The organism is Thiosocius teredinicola (assembly GCF_002009425.1).
GTDB classification, from domain to species: Bacteria; Pseudomonadota; Gammaproteobacteria; order Chromatiales; family Chromatiaceae; genus Thiosocius; species Thiosocius teredinicola.
On record NZ_CP019936.1, the window covers coordinates 1,095,957 to 1,116,311 of the forward strand.

At 59.1% G+C, this 20,355-nt stretch carries 23 protein-coding genes; 21 read left to right on the top strand and 2 right to left on the bottom strand.

Annotation, left to right across the window (positions count from 1 at the left end):
• Positions 1-11: 11 nt before the first annotated feature.
• The 15 genes from tusD to B1781_RS05395 all read left to right on the top strand — a co-directional run bounded on the left by tusD (position 12) and on the right by B1781_RS05395 (position 12,926).
• On the top strand, positions 12-404 hold the full coding sequence (gene tusD, locus B1781_RS05325) for a sulfurtransferase complex subunit TusD (RefSeq protein WP_078118665.1): 393 nt from the start codon (positions 12-14) through the stop codon (positions 402-404).
• A gap of 14 nt (positions 405-418) precedes the next feature.
• Entirely contained in the window at positions 419-826 is a 408-nt protein-coding gene (tusC, locus tag B1781_RS05330; protein ID WP_078118666.1) for a sulfurtransferase complex subunit TusC, read from the top strand.
• Between the two features lie 9 nt (positions 827-835).
• Positions 836-1,144, top strand: a complete 309-nt coding sequence (tusB, locus tag B1781_RS05335) for a sulfurtransferase complex subunit TusB (protein ID WP_078118667.1) — start codon at positions 836-838, stop codon at positions 1,142-1,144.
• Between the two features lie 43 nt (positions 1,145-1,187).
• Positions 1,188-1,520: a TusE/DsrC/DsvC family sulfur relay protein gene (locus tag B1781_RS05340; protein WP_078118668.1), complete on the top strand. Its 333-nt coding sequence runs from the start codon at positions 1,188-1,190 to the stop codon at positions 1,518-1,520.
• 71 nt (positions 1,521-1,591) lie between these two features.
• The gene (locus tag B1781_RS05345) at positions 1,592-2,335 is read left to right on the top strand and encodes a respiratory nitrate reductase subunit gamma (RefSeq protein WP_174575398.1); all 744 of its coding nucleotides are present in this window, start codon (positions 1,592-1,594) and stop codon (positions 2,333-2,335) included.
• Between the two features lie 21 nt (positions 2,336-2,356).
• Positions 2,357-3,892, top strand: coding sequence for a sulfate reduction electron transfer complex DsrMKJOP subunit DsrK (gene dsrK, locus B1781_RS05350; protein WP_078118669.1), 1,536 nt, complete (start codon positions 2,357-2,359; stop codon positions 3,890-3,892).
• 73 nt (positions 3,893-3,965) lie between these two features.
• Entirely contained in the window at positions 3,966-5,927 is a 1,962-nt protein-coding gene (locus B1781_RS05355) for an NAD(P)-binding protein (RefSeq protein WP_078118670.1), read from the top strand.
• 27 nt (positions 5,928-5,954) lie between these two features.
• Positions 5,955-6,341: a hypothetical protein gene (locus B1781_RS05360; protein WP_078118671.1), complete on the top strand. Its 387-nt coding sequence runs from the start codon at positions 5,955-5,957 to the stop codon at positions 6,339-6,341.
• Positions 6,338-7,111 (top strand): sulfate reduction electron transfer complex DsrMKJOP subunit DsrO, encoded by a 774-nt coding sequence (dsrO, locus tag B1781_RS05365; RefSeq protein ID WP_078118672.1) that lies wholly within the window; start codon positions 6,338-6,340, stop codon positions 7,109-7,111. Before B1781_RS05360 ends, dsrO begins: the two co-directional genes overlap by 4 nt.
• Before the next feature lie 25 nt (positions 7,112-7,136).
• Positions 7,137-8,357 (top strand): NrfD/PsrC family molybdoenzyme membrane anchor subunit, encoded by a 1,221-nt coding sequence (gene nrfD, locus B1781_RS05370; protein ID WP_078118673.1) that lies wholly within the window; start codon positions 7,137-7,139, stop codon positions 8,355-8,357.
• Positions 8,358-8,428: 71 nt separating this feature from the next.
• Complete coding sequence (locus tag B1781_RS05375; protein WP_078118674.1) at positions 8,429-9,808, top strand: cobyrinate a,c-diamide synthase; 1,380 nt, start codon at positions 8,429-8,431, stop codon at positions 9,806-9,808.
• A 38-nt stretch (positions 9,809-9,846) separates the two neighbouring features.
• The gene (locus B1781_RS05380) at positions 9,847-10,161 is read left to right on the top strand and encodes a HesB/IscA family protein (protein WP_078118675.1); all 315 of its coding nucleotides are present in this window, start codon (positions 9,847-9,849) and stop codon (positions 10,159-10,161) included.
• Positions 10,162-10,193: 32 nt separating this feature from the next.
• Complete coding sequence (locus B1781_RS05385; RefSeq protein WP_078118676.1) at positions 10,194-11,315, top strand: sulfur reduction protein DsrS; 1,122 nt, start codon at positions 10,194-10,196, stop codon at positions 11,313-11,315.
• Between the two features lie 106 nt (positions 11,316-11,421).
• Positions 11,422-11,865, top strand: coding sequence for a hypothetical protein (locus B1781_RS05390; RefSeq protein WP_078118677.1), 444 nt, complete (start codon positions 11,422-11,424; stop codon positions 11,863-11,865).
• Positions 11,866-11,930: 65 nt separating this feature from the next.
• Positions 11,931-12,926 (top strand): 2Fe-2S iron-sulfur cluster-binding protein, encoded by a 996-nt coding sequence (locus B1781_RS05395; protein ID WP_078118678.1) that lies wholly within the window; start codon positions 11,931-11,933, stop codon positions 12,924-12,926.
• A 36-nt stretch (positions 12,927-12,962) separates the two neighbouring features.
• Here the strand turns inward: B1781_RS05395 and B1781_RS05400 are convergent, their stop codons facing one another.
• Both B1781_RS05400 and B1781_RS05405 read right to left on the bottom strand, forming a co-directional pair.
• On the bottom strand, positions 12,963-13,565 hold the full coding sequence (locus B1781_RS05400) for a TatD family nuclease-associated radical SAM protein (protein WP_078118679.1): 603 nt from the start codon (positions 13,563-13,565) through the stop codon (positions 12,963-12,965).
• Positions 13,566-13,712: 147 nt separating this feature from the next.
• Positions 13,713-14,030 (bottom strand): c-type cytochrome, encoded by a 318-nt coding sequence (locus tag B1781_RS05405; protein ID WP_334223889.1) that lies wholly within the window; start codon positions 14,028-14,030, stop codon positions 13,713-13,715.
• A gap of 527 nt (positions 14,031-14,557) precedes the next feature.
• Between B1781_RS05405 and napF the strand changes: the two genes are divergently transcribed.
• The 6 genes from napF to B1781_RS05435 are packed head-to-tail and all read left to right on the top strand — an operon-like array spanning position 14,558 to position 20,354.
• On the top strand, positions 14,558-15,205 hold the full coding sequence (gene napF / locus B1781_RS05410) for a ferredoxin-type protein NapF (protein ID WP_334223890.1): 648 nt from the start codon (positions 14,558-14,560) through the stop codon (positions 15,203-15,205).
• Positions 15,202-15,465, top strand: coding sequence for a chaperone NapD (locus B1781_RS05415; protein ID WP_164513263.1), 264 nt, complete (start codon positions 15,202-15,204; stop codon positions 15,463-15,465). The genes napF and B1781_RS05415 overlap by 4 nt, the downstream gene beginning before the upstream one ends.
• The gene (gene napA, locus B1781_RS05420; protein ID WP_078118682.1) at positions 15,462-18,002 is read left to right on the top strand and encodes a nitrate reductase catalytic subunit NapA; all 2,541 of its coding nucleotides are present in this window, start codon (positions 15,462-15,464) and stop codon (positions 18,000-18,002) included. Before B1781_RS05415 ends, napA begins: the two co-directional genes overlap by 4 nt.
• Positions 18,003-18,040: 38 nt before the next feature.
• On the top strand, positions 18,041-18,913 hold the full coding sequence (gene napG, locus B1781_RS05425) for a ferredoxin-type protein NapG (RefSeq protein ID WP_078118683.1): 873 nt from the start codon (positions 18,041-18,043) through the stop codon (positions 18,911-18,913).
• Entirely contained in the window at positions 18,913-19,860 is a 948-nt protein-coding gene (gene napH / locus B1781_RS05430; protein ID WP_078118684.1) for a quinol dehydrogenase ferredoxin subunit NapH, read from the top strand. The genes napG and napH overlap by 1 nt, the downstream gene beginning before the upstream one ends.
• Positions 19,861-19,904: 44 nt before the next feature.
• The gene (locus tag B1781_RS05435) at positions 19,905-20,354 is read left to right on the top strand and encodes a nitrate reductase cytochrome c-type subunit (protein WP_078118685.1); all 450 of its coding nucleotides are present in this window, start codon (positions 19,905-19,907) and stop codon (positions 20,352-20,354) included.
• Position 20,355: the final 1 nt, after the last annotated feature.

Below are 20,355 nucleotides of genomic sequence, written 5' to 3' on the forward strand. Positions count from 1 at the left end.
CATACGAAGCTATGAAATTGGCAGTACAGGTAAACGAGGGTCCCTACCAACATCAGGCGACCGACTCGGCATACCACTTCACCAAGGCAGCTCTGGAAAAGGGCCACGAAGTATTTCGCGTGTTCTTCTATCACGATGGCGTGCTCAACGGCACCCGTCTGACCACGCCCCCGCAGGACGATCGCAACATCGTCAATCGTTGGGTGGAGTTGGCAGAGAAGTATGACCTCGATCTGGTCCTCTGCGTCGCCGCGGCCCAGCGCCGCGGCCTCGTGGACGACGGCGAAGCCGAGCGTAACGGTAAGGACGCGACCAACATCGCGCCGAAGTTCCGAATCTCGGGTCTGGGTCAGCTGATCGAAGCCGCCATCCAAAGTGACCGTTTGGTCGTGTTTGGTGATTAAGGGAGTCCGCCACGATGTCTGATATCAAGAAGTTCATGTATCTGAACCGTCGCGCTCCTTACGGCACCATCTACGCCTGGGAGTCGCTCGAAGTTGTCCTGATCGCTGCTGCATTCGACCAGCAAGTCAGCCTGATGTTTATGGACGACGGTGTGTTTCAGCTGGTCAAGGGCAGCAACACGTCGGAGTCGGACATGAAAAACTTCATGCCGACCTACCGCACGCTGGGTGATTACGGTGTTCGCCACATGTTCGTCGACAAGGCCTCGCTCGAAGCTCGCGGTCTGACCCAGGACGACCTGATCGAGGTTGCGTGGGAAGACTTCGAGACCGAAGAAGAGGTCGACAACATTGTCGAAGTTGTAGATACGGAGCAGGCCACCAAGCTGATGGCCGAGTCCGAAGTCGTATTCAGTTTCTGAGGTAATCCGATGGCTGATTTGCTCACTGTTAACAAATCCCCGTTCGAGAAGAATTCGCTGGAAACGGCGATCAAATATTCGACAGCGGGTTCAGCGATTCTGCTCATCGAAGACGGCGTCTACGGCGCAATGAAGGGCAGCAGAGCCGAGAGCATGGTCAAAGATGCGATGGCGGACAAAAAAGTCTACGCCCTCAAATCCGACCTGATGGCACGCGCAATTAAAGATGACCGCATTATCGATGGTATCGAGGTGGTCGACTACGCAGGATTCGTCGATCTGGTGGAAGCCAACGACAAGGTACAGGCTTGGCTGTAAACGCCGGGCTGTAATTGCAAACTCTTTCGGAGAGGAGATAGATATGCCTATCGAAGTAAATGGTAAGTCGTTTGAAACCGACGAAGAAGGTTACTTGGCGAACATCAACGAGTGGGAGCCCGGCGTTGCCGAGGTGATGGCGAAGGAAGATGAACTGGAGCTCACCGATGAGCACTGGGACATCATCAACTTCCTGCGTGAGTACTACGAAGAGTACCAGATCGCTCCGGCTGTTCGCGTTCTGACCAAAGCCGTTGGTAAGAAAATGGGTAAGGACAAAGGTAACAGCAAGTACCTGTACGGCCTTTTCCCGTACGGCCCGGGCAAGCAGGCTTGCCGTTACGCTGGCCTTCCGAAGCCGACCGGCTGCGTCTGATCGCAGACTGATCTTCCGGGCGGGCCTCGGGGCCCGTCCGGCCTATCTAACGAAGAGAGGTTTTCGGAAACATGTCGTTTCTGACGATCGCATTTGCCGCACTGTTTTATGCCGCTACCTTGTTGCTGGTGGTGGGTTTGGTTCGTCGCATCATGCTGTACTGGAAGACTCCAGCACCGCTGAAGATCCCGACGACCCCGGCGCCCGTCACCCAGAGTGGCGTGGTCATGCGGATGTTCCGAGAAGTGGTTTTTTTCGAAAGCCTTTTCAAATCGACCAAGTGGACCTGGCTGTTCGGCTGGGTGTTTCACATGGCGCTGTTCGCCGTGCTGTTTCGCCACTTGCGTTACTTCACCGACATCCAATGGCTGATGGCGATCGTTGCGTTCGTCAGCCCGCTGTTCAAGTATCTCGCATTCGCAATGATCATCGGCCTGCTGGGCTTGTTGGGTCGCCGCCTGTTTGTTGATCGCGTGCGCTACATTTCTGCGCCGTCCGACTATCTGATGCTGCTGTTGCTGCTGTTGATCGGTATCAGCGGCGCGATGACAACGTTCGTCGCCCATACCGACGTGGTTGTGGTCAAACAGTTCTTCCGCAGCCTGATGTACTTCAATTTCGGTGATATGCCGAACCTGCCGACCGACCCGTTCATCCTGGTGCACCTGTTCCTGGTTGCCCTGCTGATGATCATCTTTCCGGTCAGCAAACTCCTGCACGCCCCGGGTGTGTTCTTCAGCCCGACCCGCAACCAGGTCGATAACCCCCGCGAGCAGCGCCACGTCGCCGATTGGGCGCGCAAGCTGGAACAGTAAGACGGAGCAAGGTCAGCGAGCATGGCAAAAGCAGATTTTGAAATCCCTGAGCTGAAAGAATATCCGGAAGTGCCCAAGGTCGTGCCTGGCACGATGGCGCACAGCCAGCCTTTCATCGCAAAACCGGAGTTTCAGGAGCCGCTGGGCTTCCCGGGCGAATTGCCCGAGGATTGGCACGATAAGGCCATCAGCGCGATGGGCGACCTGCTCGGAAAGTACCGCTCACTGCAGGTGTATCTCGATTCCTGCGTGAAATGCGGCGCTTGTACCGATAAGTGTCATTACTATCTCGGTACCAAAGATCCCAAGAACATGCCGGTCGGTCGTCAGGACCTGCTACGCAAGGTCTACCGTCGCTACTTTACGTTTGCCGGCAAGTATTTCCCGAAGCTGGTGGGCGCTGAGGATCTGACCAAAGAAGTCCTCGACGATTGGTACAGCTACTTCCACCAGTGTTCGCAGTGTCGTCGCTGCTCGGTATTCTGCCCTTACGGCATCGATACCGCCGAGATCTCGATGGCTGCACGCGAAATCATGGACCGCATCGGTGTCGGTCAGAAGTACTGCAACGAAATCATCGGCAAGGTCTACAAGATCGGTAACAATCTCGGCCTGCCCGAGGCAGCTCTGGCGGATACGCTCGAGGGTCTCGAAGAAGACGTCGAGGAAGATACCGGTGTCGCGGTCAAGTACCCACTCGACGTCAAGGGTGCCGACATTCTGCTGGTTACGCCGTCGGCCGATTTCTTCGCCGAACCGCACGTCGATGGCCTGATCGGTTACGGCAAGGTCTTTCACGAAGCGGGCGTATCCTGGACTCTGAGTTCGAAGGCATCGGAAGCGGCCAACTTCGGCATGTTCATCGGTTCATACGAGAACATGCGCCGCGTGTCGATGCGTATTCGCGAGGCTGCACTCGAGTTGGGCGTCAAGCGCATTATCTTCGGTGAGTGTGGCCACGCCTGGCGTGTTGCCTACAGCTTCCTCAACACCCTGGCCGGCCCGTTCGATTTCCTCGATCCGAAGTATCCGGTGCCGCAGCATATCCTCGAGTTCACCTGGAACGAGATCCAGAAAGGCACGCTGAACATCGATAAATCCGCCAACGACGACATGGTCCTGACGTTCCATGATTCGTGCAACGTTGCGCGTGCGTCGCGCATGGGTCCCGAGCCGGGCGGTCAGTTCAAGATTCCGCGTAACGTCATCAAGGCTGTTTGCAACAACTTTTACGACATGGCGCCGGAAACGATCCACGAGAAGACGTTCTGCTGCGGCGGGGGCGGTGGTCTGCTGACCGACGACCTCATGGAGCTGCGCGTGAAAGGCGCCAAGCCTCGCATGGAGGCGCTTAAGAACGTCATTGAAGAACACGGTGTGACCAATATGGCGGCGATCTGTGCGATCTGTAAGTCGCAGTTCACCAAGGTTCTGCCGTATTACGGACTCGACATGGACATGATTGTCAGCGTCCACCAACTGGTTTCGAACGCCATTATCTTGACTGGGCAGACCAGCGAAGATGATGACGATGAATCGGCAGACGACGCAGCATAAGCACTGCGCCTCTGTTCAAAAATACAACCGATCCCACGGGATCATCTGGGCATGAAAGTAAGGAGAGTTTTAGATGGCAACTCCTAGCGATGAGATGAACACCAAACTCACTTGGCGCCGTTTCGAAGATGGCGAGAACAAATGGGATTCTTTCACGGATAAGATCTTCAACGAAGATACTTCTCACAAGTGCCCAACCTACGTGCACAAAACGCCACCATGCCAGGGTAGCTGCCCGTCGGGTGAAGATATCCGCGGCTGGCTTGCCGTTGTGCGCGGCCAAGAAAAGCCGGTCGGCGACATGGCGATGGGCGAGTACGCTTTCCGCCGTTCAACCGAGGCCAACCCGTTCCCGTCGATGATGGGTCGTGTATGCCCGGCGCCTTGTCAGGACGGATGTAACCGCAACGAGGTCGAAGACTTCGTTGGCATCAATGCGGTCGAGCAGTGGATCGGCGACAACGCATTGTCGAATGGCTACAAGTTTGAAGTGGGTCCGACCAGCGGTAAGAAGGTCGCCATCATCGGTGGCGGACCGGCCGGTATGGCAGCGGCCTATCAGCTGCGTCGCAAAGGTCACGCTTCGACCGTCTTCGAGTCGCAGGCTGAACTCGGCGGCATGATGCGTTACGGCATCCCCAACTACCGTATTCCGCGCGACAAGCTCGCCGGCGAAATCCAGCGCATTCTGGACATGGGCGACATCGACGTGCGCACCAATACCCGCGTTGGTAAGGATGTGACGGTCGAGGAACTCGAGAAAGACTTCGATGCCATCCTGTGGGCTGTCGGCTGCTGGACTGGTCGTGGCCTGCCCGTGGCGGGCTGGGAAAACACGCCGAACTGTGTGTCGGGTGTTGCGTTCCTCAAGGCCTTCAACGAAGGCCGCATGAAGGTCACCGCATCCAAAGTTGTATGTGTCGGTGGTGGTGATACCTCGATCGACGTCGTTTCGGTTGCGCGCCGCCTCGGTCATATCGAGCAGACCAACCCGACTGATCGCCCTGAGCTGGTGGTCAACGATGGCTTTGTCGCACATGACACGGCGGTCACCGCGGCTGCGCAAGGCGCCGAGGTCACGCTGACCTCGTTGTTCCCGAAGAGCAACATGACGGCTGCCGAGCACGAAGTTCACGACGCGCTTCACGAAGGTGTAACCATCCTTGATGAGGTTATGCCGGTTGAAGTGATCCTCGGCGACGACGGACGTGCCACCGGTCTGAAGATTGCACAGTGCCAGATGGTCGACGGTCGCCCGACGCCGGTTGAAGGTACCGAACAGGTGCTGGAAGCTGACCTCATCGTGTCGGCGATCGGCCAGGGTGGCGACCTTGGCGGTCTCGAGGTTCTCGACAATGGTCGTGGCCTGATCAACGCGGATAGCTTCTACCAGGTCCCGGACCGTGAGAAGCACTTCGTCGCTGGCGACATCATTCGTCCGCACCTGCTGACCACGGCGATCGGCCAGGCATCGGTTGCCTCGGATTCGATCGACGAATACCTGCAGCACAAAGAGCACAAGAAGCGTCCGAAGGTTGATGTCCATCACTTCGACCTCGACAAGAAGCTGGAAGAGGCCGGATTGGCCCCCGACCACTTCGACGCGATTGAGCGCGGCGACATGCGCGGTACTTCGAGTGGCAACTGGGCAGTGCACAACTACGAGGATCGCTCGTTTGCAGAAGTCATTCCGCACGATGAGCTGTTCTTGGGTCACTTCGCCTACACGCCACGCATCGCGCGTAAAGAAGAAGTGCCGTCGGCTGACGATGTGCTGGGCCACTTCCACGAGCGCCTGATCGGCCTCGACGAAACGCAGGCCGCGGAAGAAGCCAAGCGCTGCATGAGCTGCGGTATGTGCTTCGAGTGTGACAACTGCGTGATCTTCTGTCCGCAGGATGCCGTATACCGCGTCAACAAGAAGGAAGCGACCACAGGTCGTTACGTCGCGACCGACTACGCGCGTTGCATCGGCTGCCACATCTGTTCGGATGTCTGCCCGACCGGCTACATCAAAATGGGTCTTGGCGAGTAAACCAAACCAGCAGGGGCCGCAGTGGCTATGAAAGGTAAGTTTGGCTTGGGTCTGGTCATGGCATTGTGCCTGACCCTGTTCGCAGGGTTCGGCGCTCCGCATGCCGGTGAAGGTATCGAAGGCAGCTCTAAAGCGGCCAAACTGGATGCCTGTGTTGAGCCCACCGACTATATGCGTCGCAATCATTTCGAGTTGATCAAGCATCAACGCGATATCACGGTGCATGAGGGTGTGCGTGCCACGGATTACAGCCTGGCCGGTTGTGTCGACTGCCATGTGCGCAAAGATGCACAAGGTCAGCACGTCCCGGTCAACGCGCCCGGTGAGTTCTGTTCGGGGTGTCATCAATACACCGGTGCCACGCTGGACTGCTTTACCTGTCATGCCACCAAGCCTACGGGGAATGGACAATGAGTCAGCAGACTGACCATTTGGCCGACAAGGCGCGCCGTCAATTTCTGACCAAGGCAACCGGCGTCGCTGCGGCGACCGTGGTTGCGCCCGGCGTATTTCTGCACTCGGTCGGCAATGCCGCACCGCGTGAAGAGCCGGTAAACGATAGTGTTCGATGGGGCATGTTGATCGACACCAGCAAGTGTGCAGACGGTTGCAATGACTGTGTTGCCGCATGCGACAAAGAAAATGGTCTCGATCAGCTGATCAAGCCGGAGGGGGCTAGTGAAGAGCAGTGGGATATGCAGCGTCCGCGCTGGATCCGCTCGGTCAAACTGAAAAATAATCTGACCGGCCGAGTCACTACACTGCCGATGATGTGTCAGCACTGCGAACATCCGCCGTGCGTGGATGTCTGTCCGACGGGCGCTTCGTTCCGTCGGGCAGACGGCATCGTCATGGTTGACCGTCATACTTGTATCGGATGCCGCTATTGCATGATGGCCTGTCCGTACAACGCGCGTTCTTTTATCCACGAGAACGTGCAACTCAAGCCGACGGCGACGCCGCGCGGCAAAGGTTGTGTCGAGAGCTGCAATCTGTGCGTCCATCGCCTGGACAACGGGCTCAACACAACGGCTTGCCAAGAAGCTTGTGACAAGGGCGCCATCGTATTCGGTGATCTCAGGGATCCTGAAAGTGCTGTTTCGCAGGCGTTGGCCAAGTACCCGGCAGTGCAGATTCGCGCTGACCTGAAGCTGAACACTGGCGTTCGTTATACCGACGTCTGATCGTTTTCCGGAGAGTTATTCGGCAATGAAGAAGATTCACTACCGCGAATGGGGCATCGACAGTCCGCGTTACTGGGGACTGCTGGCGGTATTGGCGGCGATCGTGGCGATCGGCGGTTTTGCGACCTTGTTCATGGAGCACGAAGGTCACTGGGTAACCGGCATGACCAACCAGATCGTCTGGGGCACGCCGCACGTGTTCGCGATCTTTCTGATTGTCGCTGCATCCGGTGCATTGAACGTTGCGTCGATCGGCTCCGTGTTCGGACAGAAGATGTACAAACCGTTGGCGCGGTTGTCGGGGCTGATGGCGATCACCTTGCTGGTGGGTGGGCTGATCGTGCTCGTGCTCGATCTTGGCCAGCCGAGCCGTCTGATCGTGGCAATGACGACTTACAACTTCAAATCGATCTTCGCCTGGAACATCTATCTGTATGTCGGTTTTATCGCAATTGTCGCGGTGTACCTGTTTACAATGATGGAACGTAAGGCCAACGATTACAGTAAAGGCGTGGGTGTGCTGGCTTTCGTCTGGCGTCTTGCGTTGACCACTGGTACGGGTTCTATCTTTGGCTTCCTCGTCGCCCGTCAGGGTTACGATGCCGCGATCATGGCGCCGATGTTCATCATCATGTCGTTCGCCTACGGCCTGGCGCTGTACCTGCTGGTGCTGATGTTCACGTTCAATACGGATTCGCGCCCGCTTGGCGACAAGCTGATCCGTCGCCTGAAAAACCTGCTCGGTGTGTTCGTTGCAGCGATCTTCTATTTCACCGTGGTTTACCACCTGACCAATCTCTACGGCACCGAAAACCACGCCTACGAGGCATTCATCCTGCGCGACGGTGGTGTGTATACCTGGACGTTCTGGATCGGTTGGGTGTTGCTCGGCATGATCGCTCCGATGGGTATCCTGTTCCATCCGGCACTCGGAATGCAGCGCGGTGCGATCACGATTGCGGCGCTGTTGGTGGTCCTCGGTGGTCTGTCGGCGATCTACGTCATTGTTATCGGTGGTCAGGCATTCCCGATGAGCATGTTCCCCGGCTACACGGTTGTCGAATCGGGCTACTACGACGGCGTCAACGGCATGGCCCGGCATTACTCACCGTCGCTGCCGGAGTTCCTGCTTGGGCTGGGTGGGTTTGCCTTGGCTTTGCTGGTGACTTTTATCGGCGTGCGCATCATGCAGTTCCTGCCGTCGTCCCTGTCGGACGATGTTACCGACCCGCACCATGCAAGCTGATCGACTGAACTTCTAATGAATGGAGGCGGGGCGGCTGATACAGTCGCCCCGTTTTCGTTTGTGGGCCGCCCATGAAGCACCTCTACCTCTCTGCAGCACACAAGTCGTCGGGCAAGACGACGCTCAGTATCGGTCTGTGCGCTGCACTGCGCGAAGCGGGTGACGTCGTCCAGCCTTTCAAGAAAGGGCCCGACTATATCGACCCCTTGTGGCTCGAGCAGGCGGCGGGGCGCGCTTGCTACAACCTCGATTTCTATACGATGGAGCGCGAAGAGATCAGCGAACTGTTCGCGGCCAAGATGCAGGGTGCCGATTTCGGGTTGATCGAAGGCAACAAAGGCCTCTATGACGGCCTGGCGCTGGACGGAAGCAATAGCAACGCCGCGTTGGCGGCACAACTGGATTCGCCGATTATCCTGGTGCTCGACAGCCAGGGCATGACACGTGGCATCGCGCCGTTGATTCTCGGCTACCAGGCGTTCGACCCGTCGATCCACATCGTCGGTGTGATCCTCAACAAAGTCGGTGGCAGCAGGCACGAGGCAAAGCTGCGCGCGGTGATTGAGCATTACACCGATGTCCGGGTGGTGGGAGCGGTGCAACGCAGCGATGAACTCGTCATCAACGAGCGTCATCTCGGTCTGGTGCCGAGCAACGAACTGCAAAGCAGTCAGGCGCACATTGGGCGGATGGCGCAGATCATTCGCGACCAGGTCGACCTCGATGCGGTGCGCGGCCTGGCGGGTGAGTCCGAACTCGCTATGCCATCGTCGCCGGCGGTCGATCAGCCGCCCGGCCGTGATCCGGTGCGGATCGCCTTTGCGAAAGACTCCGCGTTCGGTTTCTACTATGCGGGCGATCTGGATGCACTGCGTGCCGCAGGTGCCGAGCTGATTCCCTTCAGCCCGCTGTTGGACTCGCAATTACCCGACGCCGATGGCCTGTTTTTGGGTGGTGGATTCCCGGAAACCCACATGAACGCACTGCAGGAGAACGCCTCCATGCGCAACGCGGTCGCGGCGTTCATCGAACGCGACGGCCCCGTATACGCAGAATGTGGAGGGTTGATGTATCTGTGCGACCGCCTGACCTGGGACGGAAACACGCGTAAAATGGTCGGCGTGATTCCGGCATCGATCACGATGCACCCTAAGCCGCAAGGGCGCGGCTATGTCAGATTGCGCGAGACGGGCGCCCACCCATGGCCGCTGTCTGTCGACGGGCGCGAAGCGATATCGGCGCATGAGTTTCATTATTCCGCGTTGGATCGCGTACCCGAAGGGATGCAGTTTGCGTACAAGGTCGAGCGTGGGTACGGGCTCGACGGCATACATGATGGGATCGTGTACCGGAATCTGTTGGCGAGTTATGCGCACCTTCGCGATACCCGTTCGCACCCCTGGGCGGATCGCTTCGTCTCGTTCGTGCGCGAACGTCGGAACACCGCCTGAACGGCGCTGTATCCGACGCACAGGAGAGGTAATAAGAGATGTTCAAGGTAACTCCACAGGCCGCCGAGCAGGTCAAATCAGCCGCAGAGCAGGGCGGTACTGCCGGTATGGCGTTGCGTTTGGCAGCCCAGCAGCGACCCGATGGCAGCATCGACTACCGCATGGGATTCGATGAGGTTACCGAAGACGATATCCGATTCACCTCAGAGGGCGTACAGATCGTGATTGCGCCCGAATATGTCCCCCTGCTCGACAGCGCCACGCTGGATTTCGTCGAACTCGAGCCGGGCGAATCGCAGTTCATATTTCTCAACCCGCAAGACCCCACCTACGTTCCGCCTGAACGGGGCTGAACACAGCGCCGTCGTCGCACGGCTTCGTGATCATGGAACTCTCGTCTCAAGACACGCTGCGTTTGAACGTGTTGCTGGCCAATGCGCCGCAAGCGATACGCATCAACGAATCCACGATGACGGTGTATGGGCTGTCGGAGAAGGGTGAGGCGCAGATCCAACTGAACCCGACAGGACGCGAGGAACAGTACCTGAAGCGGGTGAAGGAACTGTTGTCCGGACACGTGCTGGGTTCCCCCGGCGGCTATCCCGTGTATCTGCAGCGTTGGACCCGCATGGGCCAGATGCGCGACGACAGTCTCGAGCAACTGCTGCTGCTCGGCGAGCCGGAAGCGGTGGTCGCCGCCGTGTGTGCGCCCGGTCTCACCGACGAACTGGCGCGCCGTGCCTGGTGGGCGATGGAAGACGCGAGCAATGCGCGCCATATGTTGCGCAAGCAGGCGGTGGTCGACGGTGGCATGGGACCGGTGCTGGCGGCGTATCTGGTCGAGCACCTGCCGTTTGAGACAGAGGCCGAACAGCAGATCGAGACGGTCTTCCTGGTATTGCAGCCGGGACTGCTCGATCACGAGCAGATCGATGGCCTGTGGCGCAAGGCGCAGCGCAAACCCGCCTATTACGTTGGCTTCCTCGCTGCGCGCCCGCGCATCCTGCCGTTGGAAACCCGGGCGCATCCGCTGCACGCCCAGGTGACCGACCGGCTGGCGCAACTGGCCGCATCGGGCAACTCGGTTGCAGCACTCCTGGATTTTGTTTTGTCGGCCGCCGGGCAGGCGTTTGTCGAGACGGTCTTCAAGATCTTCGACAAGCCCTCCAACCAGGACGTGGTGAATCTCACCCTGGACACGATCGCGGTCAATTTCGCCGGCGCCAGACCGGAAGGTCGCATCGACGCTACGCTCGAACAACTGCAGGCAGAAGCCACAGGCTGGGTCGAGGCCGATCCGGCTGCCGGCGCGCTGTTGCAGGTGCCGGAGGTCGATGCGGAGGTGGTGTGCGCGCTGCGGATATTGTCAGGTTTGAGCTACGGCGTGGTGCGCCCGGTGTTCGGCGACAGCACGGCGATCGGCAGCCTGATGCGGCGCAAAATCCAACCGGTTATCGCCCCGCTACTCGAAGAATTTGGCAGATTACGGGCCAAAAATACCCCCTAATCGATTGAATACTGACCACAAAATAACTTAGCTTTTTACTCTGGTTTGAAGCGGCTATACTTCTTTCGAGATATCCCATTTGGGGGGTATTCAATCCGGAGGAGCTATGGATCGTTTGTTGAGTCTCTCGCAAGCCGCACGCATGGTCGGTGTACCGCGGCGGTTGTTGCAGCAACACATCCAAGAGGGGCGCATCAATGCGTTCGAGGGCCACATCCGCATGTCCGAGCTGCATAAGGCCTATCCGGATGCGGACTCGGACCGGTCGGGGATGGTGGAGAAGGTCAAACGCATCCAGGAGGCGGCCGTTTTCAAGGCGACCCGGGACGGCGGGCGGGCCAATGTCGACCACCTGGCCAGCGAACTGCAGCGGGCACGGGTGGAGATCGCCCGGCTTCAGGACGAGGTGGACAGCTACCGCCAGTTTGCCGCCGAGGCCGAAGAGCGTTTGCTGAGCCTGCAGGAACAGTGCGACGCACGCCAACAGATGATGCTCGGAACCTTGGTCGGTTGGTTCATGAACCAGACCAAGCAACGCGAAAAGCACTGATATTCCGCGTTGCCTGACCGTTCGCGCTTGGCGTCGCGCCGTGCCGGCGCTACAGTCGTGCACGCATGTCCAGCAGAATCCTCGTCAGACCCTCGGGCCACGCTTTCGAGGCCGAACCCAGCGAAACGCTTCTTCAGGCAGGCCTGCGTGCCGGCCTGAACCTCGACCACAGTTGCGCCAACGGTAGCTGTGGCGAATGTAAGGCGCGCCTGATCGAAGGCCGGATCGAGCCCGCCTGCCACCATGATTTCCGCCTGACCGAAGCCGAAAAGCAGGCCGGCGTTTTCCTGTTGTGCAGCAACCGCGCCGACGGCGATGTCGAGATCGAGGCGCACGAGGCGGGAACGGCGGCAGAGATCGCCGAACAGCACGTCAGAGCCAAGGTCAGCAAGGTGGAACAGTTGCAGGACGACGTCGTGCAACTGACGGTGCGAGCGCCGCGCAGTGGCGGCATGAGTTTTCTCGCGGGGCAGGGCGTCTTGCTGCGTTTCGATGGCATGAAACCGCAACTGCTGTCGATCGCCAGTTGCCCCTGCGATGCGATCCAGCTTCGGTTTCATCTGCGCCGGCACGCCGGTGATGCCTTCAGCGATTTCGTATTCAACCGGCTGCGTAAGGGGCGCGAGGTGATTCTGCAGGGCCCGGTCGGGGGCTTCACCTTGGATGAAGACTCGACGCGGCCGATGGTGATGGTGGCTTGGGAGTCCGGATTTGCGCCGATCAGCAGCCTGGTCGACCACGCGATACAGAAAGACGAGAACCGCTCGATCGATCTGTACTGGCTATCGTCGATACCGCGCGGCCACTACCTTTCAAACTATTGTCGCGCGTGGCGTGATGCCCTCGATGACTTTCGCTATCACTCGATTGACCTCGAACCGGCCGGCGACGACCGGATGGAGCACGTAGTGCAGCGTCTCGTGCGGCAACACGCACAGGGCGCATCACACGATTTCTATCTGGCAATGCCGGGTGCTAGCCTGCGCAACATTCATGCTGCACTGACTGAGGCCGGGGTGCCGGGCGCGCAAATTCACTGTCAGGCGCAGGAAAAGCCCTGATCTCAACATCGAATGCGGTGGCGGTGCCGGCGATCCTCAACCGACGCGGTTCAGCACCCTGCGCCGGAAGCGCACCCCAAGCCGTTCACAGCGTTGTTCGCACGCAGCGATGTCGACGCCATCGAGCCCGTCGATTGCCGTGGCGGTGACATCGTTGATATACCGCGGCGCCAAGGCTGTGAAATCGAGTACGTCCTGATAAGAGCCCTTCAGCTGCGGCCGACAATGACGGTCGTATACCGTTTCGTTTTGTGCATTCAGGGAGATCGACAGTGCGTCGATGTACCGGCTCAGTTCGGGCAGCACGTTGCGCTTGTGCACGCGGTTGGCGAGACCGTCGGTGTTGACGCGCACCCGGCCACCGCGCGATTTGATATATCGCGCCGTTTCCAAAAGTATTTTTAAGCGCAACGTGGGTTCGCCGAAGCCGCAGAACACCACCTGCTCGTAGCGGCAGGGGTCGTCGATCGATGCGATGATCTCGTCGAGGTTGGGCCGATGGTCGAGCGCAAGATCATAGTCGTGCACCTGGTGTGAGCCATTGAACTTCGGGCAGAAGGCGCAGCGCAGTGTGCAGCGGTCGGTGATATTGAGATACAGGCTGTCGCCGATCGTGTAGCTAAGAGTTTGTTCGGTCATTGCGCGGGTACAGCAGCGATCTCTGCAATGTAACCGTTTCGTCGCGGCATCGCTTGATGGCGATCAACCAGCATGCCGGGCGAGGGTGCGAAAAGGCGGGGCAGGAGCCAGCCGTCGGCGTTGAACCGCCGACGGCTGAAACCTTGATCAGAGGGTGGCCAGCCAGTTGGCGATGGCTTCGATTTCCTCATCGCTGACGGCCGCCATGATGCCTTTCATCGCGGCGGTCTGGCCGTTGTTGCGCGCGCCGCTCTTGATGTCTTTCATCTGCTGGATCAGGTAAGCCGCATTCTGGCCGCCGATCTTCGGATACATCGGGGTAATCGGGGCATCACCGTTTGCGCCGTGGCACGACATGCAGGTCTTGCTCTGGTAAAGCTGTGCACCATCCGCCATTGCGCTGCCGGCGCCGAACACCATACCTACTGCCACTACGGCGCCGAAAAGCGATTTTTTATTCATCATTCGAGATTTCTCCATAAGGATCGGTTTTTGTCGACTTAGATAAAGGGGCGCAGCCCCGTGGGTATCCTGATACCAATTTACGACTGATTGTTTGATCGTCTTCGCACGGTAAGGGTTCCCGGCAAGGTGGACATGAGTCCGCCAAGTCGTCCCCAGTCAGCCTTATTAGCGCTTAACTATGCAGTAAACGTCCTTGAGCGGCAAACCATCTCAGCGGGAACCGCGCACCCGGCAATGCCCGCCACAATCGGGTCGGTCGAAAATGGCCGGTTTTTGACGTTTTTGCCTCGTGAAACGGTCGTGTGCCGGCCTTGGACGGCGCATGCTGAGGGGGCCGGGCGTCGAGACAACGCCGTGCAGCAGCGCCGCGCCGGCCTCGACACGCCTTGGCGGTTGTAGCCGCCGGGCTAGTCCCGAAAATACGCCGACTTTCGGCAACTTTGGGAAGCGCCTGCGCATATTCTCATTTCAGCAGACGATGATGCCGTACGTGCTGAATAGTCGTTCCTGCCATCACCATCAGAGGCTTGCTGTCGGCCCTGATCGCCATGATCGCCGCCAAAAAAGCTGACCAATTGACGTTGGTCAACTGCCAAGAGTCTGGTCTTGAGCGAGATCAAGTTTCTGCGCCTGCGCTGGTTCTAGCCTTCACTCATTGCCACCGGCCCAGACTTTTTGCCATCACCTTCATGACAGCAATCGACACTTCCCGTCGAGCGTTCTTGCGCGGCGAAGCCCGGATTGCCGACGCCGGTACCCGCATGCCGTTTGCCGTTGCAGCGTTTGCCGACCAATGCCGTCGTTGCGACGACTGCATCAAGGTGTGTGAAGAAGGCATCCTCGTTCAGGGCGATGGTGGTTTTCCCAGCGTCGACTTTGCACGTGGCGGCTGTACGTTTTGCGGTGACTGCGCTCGGGCTTGTACCCATCAGGCGCTCGACCCCGCCGTAGCGCCGGCGTGGTCGCTGATCGCTGTGGTCGCCGAAGACTGCGTGGCCCGCAACGGGGTTACCTGCCGGTCTTGCGGCGAGGTTTGCGAGGCAAGGGCCGTTCGCTTTGCCTTGCGGGTGGGTGGTCCGGCGGTGCCGGCCATCGATGCCGCCCAATGTACCGGCTGCGGATTTTGCGTGGCTGTATGTCCAACACAATCTATTCAGATGAGGGAAGCGGCGTGAGTGAGTACCACGTGTGTGGCGTGTTGTTGATGTCGCGGCCGGAACAGGTGGCCGTGATCGCGCGGGCCCTGGATGAGATGCCGGGCGTTGAACTGCATGCCAACGACGGCGGGCGCATGGTCGTGACGGTGGAAGGGGCCCGTTACAGCGATTGTGCCGACACCATGACGGCATTGGCCACGCTCGATGGCGTTGCTTCTTCCTCTCTCGTTTATCACCAGATCGATACCGAAGACACTTCGGAGGAGTCCGAACAATGAAACAGACACGCCGCGACTTCATCAAGACCAATGCGATCGCAGCCACCGCGGCCGCGGCAGGCATCACCATTCCGGGTGTTTCAGCCGTTGCGGCCCCGGCGGACAGTACGATTCGCTGGGACAAAGCTGCATGTCGTTTCTGCGGCACCGGCTGTTCGGTACTGGTTGGTACAAAGGAAGGCCGCGTGGTGGCCACGCAGGGTGACCCGGATGCGCCGGTCAATCGTGGCCTCAACTGTATCAAGGGCTACTTCCTGTCGAAGATCATGTACGGCAAGGATCGCCTGACCCAGCCCTTGCTGCGCAAGCGCAACGGCGTATATGACAAAGAAGGCGATTTTGAACCCGTCTCGTGGGACGAAGCGTTCAACACCATGGCCGACAAATGGAAAACGGCGATCAAGAACGATCTGGCCGCGAACCAAGGAAAGCCGCCCGAAGAACTCGTTTCGAGCGTGGGCATGTTCGGCTCTGGTCAATGGACGGTCTGGGAAGGCTATGCGGCGTCCAAGCTGTACAAGGCCGGCTTCCGCTCAAACAACATCGATCCCAACGCCCGCCACTGCATGGCGTCGGCCGTCGGCGCGTTCATTCGCGCATTCGGCGCCGATGAGCCGATGGGCTGCTACGACGATCTCGAACATGCCGACGCGTTCGTGCTGTGGGGATCGAACATGGCCGAGATGCACCCGATTCTGTGGTCGCGCCTGACCGATACGCGCCTGACCAAGCCGGGGTGCGAAGTGCACGTGCTGTCGACGTTCGAGCACCGCAGTTTCGAGCTTGCCGACAACGGCATGATCTTCAAGCCTCAGACCGACCTGGCGATCCTCAACTACATCGCCAACTACATCGTGCAGAACGATGCGGTTAACTGGGACTTCGTCAATCAACACGTCAACTTCACCAAAACGCCGACCGACATCGGTTATGGCCTGCGCCCCAACGATCCACGCGAGCAGGCGGCGAAGAACGCCGGCAAAGGCAAACTCGCCAAGATCGATTTCGAGGAATATAAGAAAACCCTCGAGCCCTACACGCTGGAGTACGTATCCGAGCTTTCCGGTGTGCCGGCGGATCGACTCGAGGCGCTGGCCAAGATCTACGCCGATCCGAACAAGAAGGTCGTGTCGTATTGGACCATGGGCTTCAACCAGCACGTACGCGGCGTTTGGGTGAACGGTCTCTGCTACAACGTGCACCTGCTGACCGGCAAGATCTCCGAGCCCGGCAACGGTCCGTTCTCGTTGACCGGTCAACCCTCGGCATGCGGTACCGCTCGCGAGGTGGGTACCTTCGCGCATCGCCTGCCGGCTGATCTTGTCGTCAAGAAAAAGCCGCACCGCGACTTCGCTGAAAAGGTCTGGCGACTGCCGGAAGGCACCCTGCCGGGTAAGGTCGGCTATCACGCGGTATTGCAGAGCCGTATGCTCAAAGACGGCAAACTGAACTGCTACTGGGTTCAGTGCAACAACAACATGCAGGCCGGTCCGAACATCAATGACGAGATCTATCCGGGCTGGCGCAATCCGAAGAACTTCGTGGTGGTTTCCGACCCGTACCCGACGGTGTCCGCTACTGCTGCCGACCTGATCCTGCCGACGGCGATGTGGGCCGAGAAGGAAGGCGCCTACGGCAACGCCGAGCGCCGCACGCAGTTCTGGCGCCAGCAGGTCAAAGCGCCGGGCGAGTCTCGCTCCGACGTATGGCAGGTGGTCGAGTTCTCGAAATACTTCAAGGCCGAAGACGTGTGGCCCGACGACCTGTTGGCAAAGATGCCCGAGTACCGTGGCAAGACCCTGTTCGACATCCTGTATGCCAACGGCCAGGTCGACAAGTTCCCGAAAGAAACTGTCACCGACGATCGCGGCAACGCCTACGACAACGATGAGATGGAACACTTCGGTTTCTATCTGCAGAAGGGGCTGTTCGAGGAATACCGCATCTTCGGCACCGAAGGGCCGAAGAAAGGTCACGACCTTGGCGAATTCGCGGCCTATCACAAGTCGCGCGGGCTGCGCTGGCCGGTGGTCAACGGCAAAGAGACCCTGTGGCGCTATCGCGAGGGCTACGACCCGTTTGTCGAAAAGGGCAAGGGCATCCAGTTCTACGGCAATGCCGATGGTCGCGCCAATATCATCACCGCGCCCTACGAGCCGCCGGCCGAGGCGCCGGATGCAGAATACGATCTGTGGCTGACCACCGGCCGCGTGCTAGAGCACTGGCATTCCGGTTCGATGACGCGTCGCGTTCCGGAGTTGTATCGCGCCGTGCCGGATGCCGTGGTCTACATGCACCCCAAGGATGCTGAAAAGCGCGGCTTGAAGCGCGGCATGTCGGCCAAGATCACCAGTCGTCGCGGCGACATTGTGTGCCGTGTCGAAACGCGTGGACGCAACAAGCCGCCGGAAGGCCTGGTGTTCGTTCCCTGGTTCGATGCCAGCCGCCTGGTCAACAAGCTCACGCTCGATGCCACCGATCCGCTGTCGAAGGAGACCGACTTCAAAAAGAACGCGGTCAAGGTCGAGGTCGCATAGCGGTACCGGGCGTATCCAGGCAGTCAGCGAGATAGGCAATGGCAAAGGGTAAAGACCAGCACGGCAAGGTCGATCCGGCGCGGCGTCGGTTTCTGACCGATACGCTGCGCACCGCGGTCGGTGTCGGCCTGGTGGCGATGACGCTTGGCGTCTATCAGCGCCAGGCGCGCGCCTTGCCGGCTACTGCGATCCGTCCGCCCGGCGCCGGTGATGAGCAGGCGTTTCAGGCTGCCTGCGTGCGCTGTGGTCTGTGCGTTCGTGATTGTCCGTACGACACCCTGAAACTGGCGCAACTCGGCGATGAGGTTGCCCTGGGCACACCCTATTTCCATGCTCGCGACATTCCGTGCGAGATGTGCGACGACATACCGTGCGTGAAGGCCTGCCCGACGGGTGCGCTCGATCCCGCTCTCACCGAGATCAATGCAGCCCGCATGGGACTGGCTGTTGTGGTCGATCAGGAGGCCTGCATTGCGTTTCAGGGTTTGCGCTGCGAGGTGTGCTTCAACGTGTGCCCGGTGCGCGGCAAGGCGATTACGTTGAACTACCAACACAACGACCGCAGCGGCAAACATGCCTTGTTTATTCCGGTGGTGCATTCGAAAGATTGCACCGGCTGCGGCAAGTGCGAGAAGTCGTGCATTCTCGAAGAGGCGGCGATCAAGGTGTTTCCGCTGGCGCTGGCCAAAGGCATGCTGGGCAAGCACTACCGTCTTGGCTGGGAGCAGAAGGCCGATGCCGGCAAGGCGCTGGTGACGCCGGACGCCCCGCACCAATACAACCTGCCTGAAGGTATGCGATACGAACACGGTGGCAAAGGCCTGGTGCCAGAGCAGCAGCCGGGCCAGCAGGGCGTGCCACCGTTCTCAGATAACCCGCTCGATACCCTCAATCGCAAAGGAGGGTTGTGATGAAACCCGGCGAGCGTCCTGGGCAAGAGGCGATTGCCAGCAAGGGGTGGATCGGTGCGCACCGTTATCTGATCCTGCGGCGTTTGAGCCAGCTCGGCATCCTGGCGCTCTTTATGGCCGGCCCCTGGCTCGGCTACTGGATCGTGAAAGGCAATCTGGCATCCAGTCTCACCCTGGATACACTGCCGCTGACCGATCCGTTGGTCGCATTGCAGATGCTGTTCGCCGGACATTTGCCGGAAGCCGCCGCGTTGACCGGGGTGTTCATCGTGCTGGTGTTTTATCTATTGGTCGGCGGGCGCGTCTATTGCAGTTGGGTTTGCCCGATCAATATCGTGACCGATACCGCCGAATGGCTGCGCATGCGTTTGAATATCAAGAGCGGTGCGCAGCTCTCAGAGAAGGCAAGGTACTGGTTGCTGGGTGCGATTCTCGTCGTTTCCGCGATCAGCGGCAGCATCGCCTGGGAGTTGATCAATCCCGTGTCGATGGTCTACCGCGGACTGATCTTCGGCATGGGTTTGGCTTGGGGCGTGGTCGCGGCCGTGTTCCTGCTCGACCTGTTCGTCGGCCGGCGTGCCTGGTGTGGCCATTTGTGCCCGGTTGGGGCGTTTTATGGCCTGCTCGGCGAGGGCGCTGTGCTGCGCGTGGCCGCCGTGAAGCGTGAGGAATGTGACGACTGCATGGATTGCTTTGCGGTGTGTCCGGAGCACCAGGTGATCAAGCCGGCATTGAAAGGGGCGGACAAAGGCCTCGGTCCGATCATAGCTTCGGGGCACTGCACGAACTGCGGGCGCTGCATCGATGTGTGTACCCGTGACGTATTTACCTTTACCACGCGTTTTTCACATCCGGCTACGGTTCCGGCAGCCGTGAATAACGAGCGCGATGCGCCGCGGCGTTCGCAACCTGAGATAACGAAAGCCGAAAGACAATCGGCAGGATGAAGAAAGATGACTATCGATCAATACAGCAAGTTAGGTGGCTCGCTATGAAGAACCCGCTATCACTATTTTACCTGTTGGTTGTTGCCTTGTTGTTCGCTTCGAGTGCCGGCGCCGAGGTGAAGTCGCTGCGCGGCGATGCGGCCGTTGATTCCAACGCAGACACCCAGGCGGCTGAACTCAAAACCTATTACAAGGATCATCAGCCATTGCAGCGCGATTACCTGCAACAACCGCCGCTGATCCCACACCAGATCGACGGATACATCATCAACGTCAAGCACAACAAGTGTTTGAGTTGCCATAGCTGGAAGAACTACCGCGAGCACAACGCAACCAAGATCAGCCAGACGCACTTCGAAAGTCGCGATGGCGCCGTGTTGTCCAACGTCTCGGCTCGGCGCTATTTCTGTACCCAGTGTCACGTTCCGCAGGTCGATGCCAAGCCGCTGGTCGAGAATACCTTCCAGCCGGTCGACACCATGCGAATGAACTGAG